The organism is Streptomyces spongiae (assembly GCF_009377185.1).
GTDB lineage: Bacteria > Actinomycetota > Actinomycetes > Streptomycetales > Streptomycetaceae > Streptomyces > Streptomyces spongiae.
The window spans coordinates 35,247-46,398 of record NZ_VJZC01000023.1 but is presented as its reverse complement, the minus strand read 5'-3'; the positions used below and the strand labels follow the sequence as shown (position 1 = coordinate 46,398).

The window sequence follows — 11,152 nt, the reverse complement described above, 5'->3', positions numbered from 1 at the left end:
ACCAGCCCGTCGTCCACGGCGCCCGTCCCACTCACAGCGGCCTTCCCGGCCTCGGTGTCACTCGTCACGTCAGTCATCAACTGTCGCTTCCAGCTTGGGAGTTACACCATCCACCGTACAGACCCCCTGCGGCTGGTGGCGCCTGGCCGACCCGGGCCAAAGGGCGTGCGCACGGTGAAGAAGGTCTTGGTCTCGCTGGGGATCGTGCTCGTCGTGCAGAGCCTGTTCGCGCTCTGCCTCATCAGTGCCCTGAAGCTTCTGGTTCCGCGCGACATGCCCTTCGCGGTGACCGGTTCTTCCAGGGTCGTAAACGTGCACAGGGCTGTCCGGTCCCGGCGTGTCTGAGGCGTGCCCTCATCAGCAGACCCGTCAGCTCCTGAGCCTGACAGCCTTCGCTTTGTTGCGGGCCCAGCCCGCAACAACCGCGCCGACGGCGACGGCGACAACGTAGACGGTGATGCCGGCTGCGAATCCGCCTGGCAGCCGGCCAAGTAGTCCGGTGTCGTCGTGGTGGACGAGTTGGCGGATCGCTCCCTGCCCCCCAAGAACGAGGAGAGCCATACCGAGGACCTGTAAGACGTCGTACTTCACGTGATGTCCTCCGGGGCTCAAGACGTCGCTGCCACGGCAGAAGCGTCCCCGAGAACGGTGGTGAACCAGGTGTAAACGGGGGCGAGAGCTGGTGATGCGGGCCACCCATTGATTGTCGCCAGGAGCTGCCAGTAGCGCTCGGCGTGTGGGTCGGCGGTTGCCTGCAGGCGGGCGACGATCCAGCGACGCAGACCCCCGTCGTCAGCGCGCTCGAATGCATGGCCGTACAGGCTGCCCAGTGAGGAGGCAAGGGGTGCGGTTTTCGCGGAGGCCGGGAAGAGGCCGGCGGATACTGCTTCGTCGATACGTTCACGCATCGCCTGGTTGAGACCGTCGTGCAGACCGCTGACGTCCTGCTGGGAAGGCTCTTTTGCCTGGTCCTGGGCTATGCGGCGTAACGCGGCACGGAAGTCCGCGTTCTGGCAGAGCTCGGCGAGTTCTACCCAGGCTTCGACCTGTTCGGGGGTGGGATCGTCGGGGAGCTCAGGTATGGCGGAGCGCATCAGGGTCACGAACTCGGGGTTCGCATGCAGGTCTTGGAAGGTTTCGTCGATGAAGTCAGCCACCAGTCGGCGACGTTCGACTTGCGAGAGCATGGCGAGTCGGTGCATGAGGTCCATCTCCATGGTGGACGGGCCGCGTCTGGCGACAGCTCGTAGTACTGCCCGGCGCAGGCGAAGGGTCTGGATCTGTACGTCCAGGGCGTCGGCGTGTGCTTCGGTGACTTCCGGTATGGACGCCTCCCGGTCCAGCACCTTGCGCACGGTCGTCAGGTCGAGCCCGAGATCGCGCAACGTGCGGGCCAGTTCCAGGCGTGCGAGCGCGTCGGGGCCGTAGAGCCGGTAGCCCGCCGAGCTCCGGTCGGTTGGCGGGACGATGCCCTTGTCGGAGTAGAACCGGATGGTCTTCACCGACAGACCGGTCCGGCGGGATAGTTCTCCGATGGAATAGAGGGTGTCGCTGTCCATGCACCCAGCTTGAGGTCTCCCCCCACGGGAGACTCAACCGATGCCCGTGCCCTGGGCTCCTCTTGCGGGAGCATGACGGTGGTGACTCCGCGGTTCCGGCTGGTCCAGAGTGGTGGTCGCCGTGATGGCGCGGGCCAGCTGGTTGCGGCTCAGGGTTTCGTCTCGCATCTCGCAGGTGCCGCGTACGCCTCGGGCTGTGGCCGTGAGCAACCCGGTTGACTAGGAGGGGTGCCACTCCAGGCCGAGCTGATCGGATCGATGTCCTTGGGCCTACGTCCAGGAGATCGATCGACTCCGGGATGGTGAGCGAGTTCGCGCGCCCGAGACCTACGAGACCAAGAAGGACGCTGAGGTATGGCTCGCCCAGGTGGAGCCATACCTCAGCCGCGGTGACTGGCGCTCTCCCTTCCCAGCCTTCGGCACGCTCGACCTGGACGAGATCACCGCTCCTCGCGTCCGCGAACGACGAGCGCCAAAGCGGTTGTGGCCAAGGCGTACCGCCCGCTGCGACCGAGCGTCGGATCAGGTTCCCTGTGAGGGTTCGGGGACGGCGATGGTTCCCTGTGCCACCGTGCACAGGGTCTCTACCCCCGCGCTGTCCACGACGGAGAGGTCGCAGCGGCAGCACACGACACGGGAACGGCCCGCCCGTACGACCTGTGCGTGGGCCCGCAGCAGGGCGCCGTCGGCGGGGCGCAGGTAGTCGATGGTGAACCCGGCGGTGAGCAGCTTCGCGTCGATGACAGTGCCGGCGGCGAAGGTCAGCGTGTTGTCCGCCGCGTAGGCGAGTACGCCGCCGTGCAGGAAGCCGTTCTGCTGGCGCAGGTCGTCGCGGATGTCCAGCTCCAGCGTCGCCTCGCCCTCCGTGAAGGCCACCAGGCGGGCGCCGAGCAGGTTACTGAAGGGCTGGGCCGCCAGTACCTTTTGCGCGAGGGCCAGATTCGGAGCGTCGGTCACATCACACCTCGTTTTCCGTGGTCGCCTGGGGGCTGGTGCTCTGCTCTGCGAGGGCCTCGGCCCAGTTCTCGGCCCAGCGGTTGAGGGGGCTGAGGGCGCGGTAGGCGTTCTCGCCGAGGGCGGTGAGGGTGTAGCTGCTGTTGTCCTGTTGCGCGACGAGGCCCGCCTGGGTGAGTTCGACGAGGCGCTGGCGCGGGACGCTGGAGGACATGCCGTCGCAGCGCTGCTGCAGGGGGCGAAAGCCTGTGGGGCCCTGATGCGGCTCCCAGATGATGCGCAGGTTCCAGCGCCGCCCGAACAGGTCCAGCGCCGCCATGATCGGGCGGCCGCTGGTGGAGCCGCGGACCGGGAGCCCTGGTCTGGGTGGGACATGTCGTTGTTGTTCCCTCGCAGATCAACTGTGGCGATTGCGGGAACTGCCGGCGCGGCCTGACGGGGTGGTGAGAGACGACGCCATTCGATGGGGCGGCGCACCGGACAGATCCACGCCCTCGGGCGAGTTCAGAGGGCAGGCAACGGGATCGGGCGCGGGCGACGGCCGTCCGGCCCAGGCTGTCGGTGATCACGAATGAGACATGCGGTGACGGCCGCAACGCGGGCCAAGACGGTCGAGGCCGCTACATGAAGCACGCATATCGTGCAGGGCTGGTCAAACCTCGGAAGTGGATGATCCGGATGCGGAATCAACCATTCCAGAACGCGCCTGCCGCGAGCGACTGCACCCTCGGACTCCACCGAATGTGACCGTCCGTATTCGATCTAGTGCATTTAGTAACGAGCCTCCTAGGGTCAAAGTGACGCCAAAACCGTATCCCTGGAGGATTCGTGGCAAGGTTCCGCACTCATCTGGCCCTGCTCGGCTCGGCCGCGGCTCTCACCGCCGGCGCCCTCGCTCCCGCACAACTCGCCGGGGCGCAGCCCGCCGCCGCGGCGTCCTACGAGTGGGTCGCCCTGGGCGACTCCTACACCGCCGGGGTCATCCAGGCCGCCGGCGACACCTTCGAAGTCCCCCGCGACGGCTGCGAGCGCACCGACCAGTCCTACCCGCAGGTCATCGACCGGGACCTCGGCTCGCTGATCGAGCTGACCAACGTCAGCTGCGGCGCCGCCACGATCGAGAACGTCACCTTCAGAGCCCAGGAGCCGATCGGCCGTCACCTGCCGCCCTTCTCCGAGGACCCGGACTACCCCTTCCCCCCGGTGCCTCCCCAGTCCGATGAGGTGAAGTCCGGCACCGACGTGATCACCGTAGGCGTGGGCGGCAACACCCTCGGGTTCGCCGACATCCTCGTCAAGTGCCTGGAACTGGGCTCGGGCAGCGGCGGCGTGGGCACCCCGTGCAAGGACGAACTGGCCGCCTCCATCCCCGGCAAGCTGAAGACGGTGAGCCGCGACTACGACCAGATGCTCGCCAAGCTCCACGAGAAGGGCCCGCACGCCAAGATCCTGGCCGTCGGCTACCCCACGGTCATCCCCAGGGACACCTCCAAGTGCCGGTACAACGACATCCACCAGTTCCTCTCGATCACCCAGGGGGACCTCGACTGGCTGCGTCAGGACGTCCTGGAACCCCTCAACAAGGCCATCGAGAAGTCCGTCGGCACCCAGGACACCGCCACCTTCGTCAACCTCTACGACTCCTCCGAGAAGCACAGCGTCTGTGATGCCGGCAAGTGGGTCGAGGGCATCTTCGACGGCGACGACCGGCTGGCCTTCGTACACCCCAACGCCAAGGGCCACCGCAACGCCGCCGACCACGTCACCTCGGCGATCCTGAACGCCATCGCCCCGAAGGACTGACCCGCACACGGCACCCCACCCTCGATCCACCACCGAGTTGCCTCCGCCCCCCCGGCACGGAGGCAATTCCGTCCTTGAGCCCGTGCCATCGATCCATAGCCGGCGCTTCGACTCGCTGTGGTCCAGATGTGGTCTATCCGACCGCTTCGGACGGAGCATCGGAGTCCGGCTGCCGTGAGCGGCTCTCCCGGCCGGTCGGCAGGTGCGGTGTGACCAGGAAACTGGCGAGAGTGACGCCGCCGGTGGCGAGGATCGCCGCCTTGAGGCCGTCGAGCTGCGCCGAGGCGTACGAGTCCGTGACGGCGTCGACCTCGGACGGTGGCAGCCCGGCCCGCTCGGCCGCCGCGCGCACCTGCTCGGTGGCCACGAAGGTGACCCCGGATTCGAGAGCGACACCGACCTGCGTACGGGTCTCCTCGGACAGGCGCGGATCGTCCGCCACCTGCGTGGTGAAGGCGTGGGCCAGCGCACCGATGAGGATCGACCCGATGAGCGCGGTCCCCAGCGCGGAGCCCAGGTTCTGTGCCGTGAACTGGAGCCCCCCGACCTCGCTGCGTTCCTTCTCGGCGGCGCTGGACTGGACGACGTTGCCGAGCTGCGAGGCGAGCAGGCCGACGCCCACGCCCAGCAGCGCCATGGCGCCGGCGAACTGCGCGTCGTCGAGGACGGGGTCGATGGTGGCCAGCAGCCACACGATGGCCGCCGTCAGGGTCACCAGGGCCAGCCGGACCACCCGGCGCGGCCCCACCACCCTGCCCAGCGAAGACGCGCCCAGGGAGGTCACGAGCATCGTGACGGACACCGGGAGCAGGCGCAGCCCTGTCTCGAAGGCGTCGAAACCCTGCACCACCTGCAGGTACAGCGGGATGGTGAAGAACAGCCCGAGCAGGATCAGGTTCTGGCTCAGCAGCGTCATCAGGCCGGATCGCAGCACGGGCCTGCCCAGCAGCGACAGATGTACGAGGGGGTCGGCGCCCTGGCGGTCCCGCCGCCGCTCCCAGTACCGGAAGACGGCCAGGAGGGCCACCCCGGCGCCGACGACGAACAGTGTGGGGGCGAAGCCGAGGACGGTGAAGGGAGGGTTGCGGGGCTGCACCCACCCCCAGGTGCTGCTCTGCAGCACCCCGAGCACGCCGAGGCCCAGCCCGGCCGCCGAGAGCACGGCACCGACGCCGTCCAGGTGGGGGCGTGGACCGGTCCGGGGGGACCGCGCGATCACCCGGTGGCAGCACAGGACGGCCACGACGACCACGACCTCACCCGCGAACACCAGCCGCCATGTGAGGTACGTCGTCACCCAGCCGCCCAGCAGCGGGCCGACCGCGATCCCGGCGCCGGCGAGCCCGCCGATGACGCCGTAGGCGACGGCCCGGTCCCTCCCCCGGTACGACTCCGCGACGAGAGCTGCCATGGCCGGCAGCACCATGGCAGCTCCGAGTCCTTCGATGACGGACCAGCCCAGCGCGAGGACCCACAAGGTGGGGGCCACGGCGGTCAGGGCCGATCCCGTCGCGTAGACGACGAGCCCGACGAGAAACATACGGCGACGTCCCAGGATGTCCCCGAGCCTCCCGCCGACGATCATGAAGGCGGCCATGACCAGCGCGTACAGCGTGATGACGGCCTGGATGGCGGTGACCTCCGTGTCGAAGTCCTCGACCAGTTGGCTGATGGAGACGTTCATGACGGAGGTGTCCAGGACCATCAGGAACTGCGCGGTACCCAGGACGATCAGAGCCCGCCAGTGCTTCACGGTGTCCACCTCGCCGAGTCGGTCCTGGCCCGGGACGTTGGTGGAGTCGGCCGGGCAGCGGTCGGCGCGTGCCCTGCCGCCACCCCCATCGCATCCGAAGTACTCGCCCCGCGCCTCACCCGCCACGGGGGAAGGGACGGTGCCGGACGGCGTTCGTGCCGGTGGGGCTCGGTGCCCCGACGCGGGAGGAGTCGACCACGCAGCCGATCACGCAGCCGACCACGCAGCGAGACCGGTCCGGCTGTGCCGCCGTGTTGAGCTCGGCAAGCAGCACCTCGTGCGGCCGCTGTCATCGGTGGTCCCCCGACAGGAACCCGCCGGGATGGCCGACACGACGATCCGTTCCCCACCTCCCGCCGTGCCATATGCCGACCGCCGACCGTACGCCGAGCCCGCCGCGTCTTCGCCCGCCGCTGAACCCGGCACCGCCGGTGATCAGTACACGCATACGGCCACGCTGGGTCCGTGGCGGTGCCGCGCCCCGTGACCCGCCCGGCATGTCATCACTCCGTAGGACGTCGAAGGCGCGTCGGAAGGGGACAGAACGGCACCTCCGCGAGACGCTGCCGTACGCGCCCCTCATCGCCGCTCAGGGAGACCGTCATGGCAACGTCGCCATCCCCGTCCGCGAACGACTCCTACCGCTTCGACGACCTCACCGCCCTGTTCATCAACTGCACGCTCAAGCCGTCCCCGCAGCTCAGCCACACCCAGGGACTGATCGACATGAGCGCGGCGGTCATGATGGAGCGCGGGGTCACCACATCCCAGATCCGGGCCGTCGACCACGACATCGCCCCCGGTGTGTATCCGGACATGACCGAGCACGGCTTCGCGGCCGACGAGTGGCCCGCGTTGTACGAGCAGGTGATGGCGGCGGACATCCTGGTCCTGGCCGGCCCGATCTGGCTGGGCGACAACAGCTCCGTCACCAAGAAGGTCATCGAACGGCTCTACGCCGGCTCCTCACTGCTCAACTCCCAGGGCCAGTACGCCTACTACGGCCGCGTCGGAGGCTGTCTGATCACCGGAAACGAGGACGGCGTCAAGCACTGCGCGATGAACGTCCTCTACAGCCTCCAGCACCTCGGCTACACGATCCCGCCGCAGGCCGACGCCGGCTGGATCGGCGCGGCCGGCCCCGGACCGTCGTACCTCGACCCGGACTCGGGCGGCCCGGACAACGACTTCACCAACCGCAACACCGCCTTCATGACCTGGAACCTCATGCACCTGGCTGCCCTGCTCAAGCGCTCGGGCGGCGTCCCCGCCCACGGCAACCAGCGCTCCGCGTGGGACGCCGGCTGCCGTGCCGACGCGGCCAACCCCGAACACCGCTGAGGCCCTCGCGCCAGAGGCGTAGGACTTCCGTCATCTCTTCCGCGCAGGCTGTGCGGACCTTCGCTGGTAGCCGGCCCTCACTGGTCACGACAACCTGCCCGTCGGCCGGTTGCTTCGCACCTTGCCGACCAGGTGGTCATCGATGACGCCGCGACCGAACTGCGGTCGATGGCCGACCTGGTGCCCAGCGCGCTCGGTCCGTTGAAGACCGCCCGCGGCGGGGCGAACCCTTCTGAGCAGGCCAGAGCCCGCCCACCGTGCGAACGACGAGCGGGCCCCGCGGATCATCGGCACCTCATCCGGTGATCTCCGCCACAAGGCCGGACAAGGCGCCGTGCGATCGATGCGCCTTCCCGGCAGGCCGGTCGGGCGGGTGGATCAGCGCAGTCCGGCGAAGAGATCGTTCTCGGGTATGGCCGCGCCGGTGGCGTCCTGGACGCGTACGAAGGTCTCCATGCCCATCAACTCGCCGAACCTCTCCTGGCCCATCTTGAGGAAGAAGATGTTCTCGCCCTGACTGGCGTGTGCGGCCAGCGCGTCGAACTTCTGGCCGCTGAACGCGGTGGTGTCCACCCACGTGGTGATCTCATCGTCGGGGAGGCCGATCTCGGCCATCGCGGCGGCCTCGGCAGGATCCGGCTCCGGCATGTCCGGATGAAACTCGCGCATGATCTCCCCGAACCGCTGCATCATCGAGCGGGGCATCGTGGTCCAGTACACCTTCGGTGTCAGCGCGGTCATCTCCAGCGCCGCCATCGTGATGCGGTGGGCCTGGATGTGGTCGGGGTGGCCGTAGAAGCCGTTCTCGTCGTAGGTGACGACCACATCAGGTCGGTAGTGCCGCATGAGTTCCGCGAGTCGGGCCGCGCCTTCCTCCACGGGGGTCTGCCAGAAGGATCCGGGGGCGTCGTTGCTCGGCCAGCCCATCATCCCGGAGTCGGCATAGTCCAGCATCTCCAGATCGCTGATCTTCAGGACGTCACGGCTCGCCTCGAGTTCTTGACGGCGCATCAGGGCGACCGCCGCCGGATCGTGCCCGGGATCGCCCGGCTTGACACCCCCCGGTCCGTCACCGCAACCGCCGTCGGTACACGTCACGAGAACCGTGCGGATGCCTTCCGCCGCGTACCGCGCGAGGACCCCTCCGGTTCCGGTGGCCTCGTCGTCGGGGTGGGCGTGTACCGCCATGAGCGTCAAGGGCCGGTCAGTCATGAAACAGTCCTCCTGCAGAAATACATCCTGGTCCGAGTGCGCGGCGGGCGTACCGCGATCCTGGGGCCCGGATCCTGGTGGGGCTGACGACCTTGTGGTCTCCGTGTTCCCCGCCCGTGCGGCGCCGGCCCCTCGGTCGATGCAACCGCGCCGGCCGGACCGGCTGTTCCCGGCGCGGTCACCTGGCCTTCCAGACGTCGGCGTTTCAACGCGACGAGGCACAGGCGCGACCTGCATGTCCCAGCGCCACGCCGGATCCGGCTGGCTCAGGGCACACAGACGGCACGCTGCCCCAAATTGGACCAGACAATGGCGCGGTCGTCCGGTCTTTGTGTCCGGCGCGCGCCACGGGCTACTCGTAGACGGTCGCAGCTCGCAGAGCTCGCGCGAAGAAGCTCCACCTCGAAGTCGGGTGTGAGATCGTGACAAGATCGCGGGATGCTGCGACTCACCGATTTCATTATCGACTGCCCGGACACGATGAAGCTGGCGGCATTCTACTCCGAGGTGACGGGCCGTCCGATCAAGGAAGGCAGCTCCGAGGACTGGGCCGGCATCCAGTTCGGCGAGATCGAGCTGGCATTCATCCGGGTGGACGACTACCGCGCTCCGCAGTGGCCCGACAGCGAGCACCCCAAGCAGTTCCACCTCGACTTCGAAGTGGACGAGATCGAGTCCGAGCAGCGCCGCGTCCTCGACCTCGGCGCGACGCTGAGGCAGGACTTCATCGGCCCCAACGGCTACGGCTGGCAGGTCTACACCGACCCGACCGGCCACCCCTTCTGCCTGTGCCGCAACAAGGGCGTCATCTGGACCGACCAGGGCCCGATCTGGCCCAAGCGCGACTGATTGGCCGCCCACATCCTCACCCACCACTCTCCCCTCCATCCCGGTGCCGGCCGATCCTCCGCCGGAGGCATGTTCTTGATCGGGCCGCGAGACAGCAGGATTTCTTGCGTCCAGAGGATCGACAGTCTGACGTCACCGGTCAACAGGTTGGTGGCCGCATCGACTTCCGCGCCGTTGCCGGTCACGTCGCGCACGGTGTCCAGACTGACGTCGCTGCTGAATGCGCTCATGCCTTGGGTTCTCCCTGGGTGGAGGTGCCGGTGGCGGCGATGCGCCACAAGGGCGCGTCGTACTGCTCTGGACGGCTGCTGATGAGGAGGTGGCGCAGGTCTTCGCGTAGTGAGCCGTGCAGCCTGGGGGTCGAGCTTCACCGGTGGCTGGTCTTTGAGCCATGCGGCCTTGTTGCGCTCGTAGTCGATCTCTGGTGCGGTCATACCCTCGGGTGCCTCGGGTGAGATGGGTGGAAGGTCGGAGAATGGCGGGTGACGTCGGGACTGGCGCAATTCCTCTCGATAGAGGGGCGCGCAGAGGACCGTAGTCCCCGAGACGGTGGGCCAAGCAGGAAACAGCGCATCGGACTCACAAGTGGTGCTCAAGTGGTGCTGGGGCGGTAAGGCTGTCAGCCGACCGCTTCGCATGGCGGCGAATACACCAATCCGGTACATGGACTACTGTTGGTACATGTCCATGAAGCGCACCAACGTCTACGCCGACCCCGAGGACCTGGCGATCATCAAGGAGGCCGCCAAACGTCGAGGGATAAGCGAGGCTGAGATCATCCGACAGGGGATCCATCTCGCGGCCATGGCGAACCGCGTCTGGGACGAGCCACTGTTCTCCCGCACCTTCGAGGGGCCGGGGCGTACGCCGTCCAAGGCCGAGGTCCGTGACACGGTCGCAGACGCGGTCCGACGTGAGGCCGACCCGGGTGGCGGAACCGCCGCGTGATAATCGTCATTGCCGACACGTCCGGTCTCCTGGCCGCCCTTGACTCGACGCACCCGGAGCACGGGGCAGCGAACGAAGGGATCATGTCCGCAGGTCTCCTGGTCATGTCTCCGCTCCTGCTGGCCGAACTCGACCATGTCGCTACGCGTGAGCTTGGGCGGGAGGCCGCCCTCAGCGCGGTCGACGACGTCCGGCGCTGGATGGGCCGAGGCCGCGTCATCATGCCGGAGATCACGGAGGACCACCTGGGAGCCGCCCAGTCTGTCCGCGTTCGCTATCGCGCGTTGGACCTGGACCTTGCCGATGCGGTGAATGTGGCGCTTGCGGCCGACTACGACACCGACGCGATCCTCACCCTCGACCGCCGCGATTTCCGGGCCGTACGTCCATTGGGCCGCCATAAGGCATTTCGGGTCCTGCCCGACGACCTGCCGCTCTGACACGGGCTTCCGATGTCGAAGTCCTGGCTGGCGGAAAGCACTTCAGCGGCCGTCGTCTCAGTGGCGCACGGAGACGCCGATCAGCCTCGCCGAGGGAACAGCAGGCTGATGAGGGTCTCTCATGTGGGAAGGCTGTGAGCGCACTACGAAGCACCACCAGCACAGGCCCACCGGAAGCCGGCCGACGCCTATTGCTCCAGTCGTACGTCGCGACCTGACACGCCGTCACCTACGTTGTACCGGCTGACCGGCTGACCGGCTGACCGGCTGACCGGATGGCGAGGGCCGAGTGC

Annotated in this window: 12 protein-coding genes; 6 read left to right on the top strand and 6 right to left on the bottom strand. The window is 67.9% G+C overall.

The window, feature by feature from the left end; genetic code table 11:
* Window positions 1-345: hypothetical protein (locus FNH08_RS51635; protein WP_228033929.1), on the top strand; the 345-nt coding region annotated here is incomplete at its 5' end.
* Between the two features lie 24 nt (window positions 346-369).
* Here FNH08_RS51635 and FNH08_RS06210 read toward each other — a convergent pair.
* The 4 genes from FNH08_RS06210 to FNH08_RS06185 form a co-directional block, all read right to left on the bottom strand.
* Window positions 370-591 carry a hypothetical protein gene (locus FNH08_RS06210; protein ID WP_322723832.1) on the bottom strand — a complete coding sequence of 74 codons (222 nt, stop codon included), beginning with the start codon at window positions 589-591 and terminating at the stop codon, window positions 370-372.
* Window positions 592-608: 17 nt separating this feature from the next.
* On the bottom strand, window positions 609-1,559 hold the full coding sequence (locus FNH08_RS06205) for a MerR family transcriptional regulator (RefSeq protein WP_152770219.1): 951 nt from the start codon (window positions 1,557-1,559) through the stop codon (window positions 609-611).
* Window positions 1,560-2,081: 522 nt separating this feature from the next.
* The gene (locus tag FNH08_RS06190; protein ID WP_322723831.1) at window positions 2,082-2,516 is read right to left on the bottom strand and encodes a PaaI family thioesterase; all 435 of its coding nucleotides are present in this window, start codon (window positions 2,514-2,516) and stop codon (window positions 2,082-2,084) included.
* Between the two features lies 1 nt (window position 2,517).
* Window positions 2,518-2,832, bottom strand: a complete 315-nt coding sequence (locus tag FNH08_RS06185) for a winged helix-turn-helix transcriptional regulator (RefSeq protein WP_152770218.1) — start codon at window positions 2,830-2,832, stop codon at window positions 2,518-2,520.
* A gap of 509 nt (window positions 2,833-3,341) precedes the next feature.
* Here FNH08_RS06185 and FNH08_RS06180 point away from each other — a divergent pair.
* Entirely contained in the window at window positions 3,342-4,316 is a 975-nt protein-coding gene (locus tag FNH08_RS06180) for an SGNH/GDSL hydrolase family protein (protein ID WP_322723829.1), read from the top strand.
* A 133-nt stretch (window positions 4,317-4,449) separates the two neighbouring features.
* Here the strand turns inward: FNH08_RS06180 and FNH08_RS06175 are convergent, their stop codons facing one another.
* Window positions 4,450-6,069, bottom strand: coding sequence for an MFS transporter (locus FNH08_RS06175; protein WP_322723833.1), 1,620 nt, complete (start codon window positions 6,067-6,069; stop codon window positions 4,450-4,452).
* A 603-nt stretch (window positions 6,070-6,672) separates the two neighbouring features.
* On the opposite strand from FNH08_RS06175, the gene FNH08_RS06170 reads away from it, so the two are divergent.
* Window positions 6,673-7,410 (top strand): flavodoxin family protein, encoded by a 738-nt coding sequence (locus FNH08_RS06170; protein WP_194238390.1) that lies wholly within the window; start codon window positions 6,673-6,675, stop codon window positions 7,408-7,410.
* Between the two features lie 378 nt (window positions 7,411-7,788).
* Here FNH08_RS06170 and FNH08_RS06165 read toward each other — a convergent pair whose 3' ends face one another.
* Window positions 7,789-8,622, bottom strand: coding sequence for a PIG-L family deacetylase (locus FNH08_RS06165; protein WP_152770217.1), 834 nt, complete (start codon window positions 8,620-8,622; stop codon window positions 7,789-7,791).
* A 438-nt stretch (window positions 8,623-9,060) separates the two neighbouring features.
* Here FNH08_RS06165 and FNH08_RS06160 point away from each other — a divergent pair, with 438 nt between their 5' ends.
* The 3 genes from FNH08_RS06160 (at window position 9,061) to FNH08_RS06145 (ending at window position 10,859) form a co-directional block, all read left to right on the top strand.
* A complete protein-coding gene (locus FNH08_RS06160) occupies window positions 9,061-9,471 on the top strand; it encodes a VOC family protein (protein WP_152770216.1) in 411 nt (136 codons plus the stop codon).
* Window positions 9,472-10,152: 681 nt separating this feature from the next.
* Window positions 10,153-10,419 carry a ribbon-helix-helix domain-containing protein gene (locus FNH08_RS06150; protein WP_152770215.1) on the top strand — a complete coding sequence of 89 codons (267 nt, stop codon included), beginning with the start codon at window positions 10,153-10,155 and terminating at the stop codon, window positions 10,417-10,419.
* Window positions 10,416-10,859, top strand: coding sequence for a PIN domain-containing protein (locus FNH08_RS06145; RefSeq protein WP_322723827.1), 444 nt, complete (start codon window positions 10,416-10,418; stop codon window positions 10,857-10,859). Before FNH08_RS06150 ends, FNH08_RS06145 begins: the two co-directional genes overlap by 4 nt.
* The last annotated feature ends 293 nt before the right edge of the window (window positions 10,860-11,152 follow it).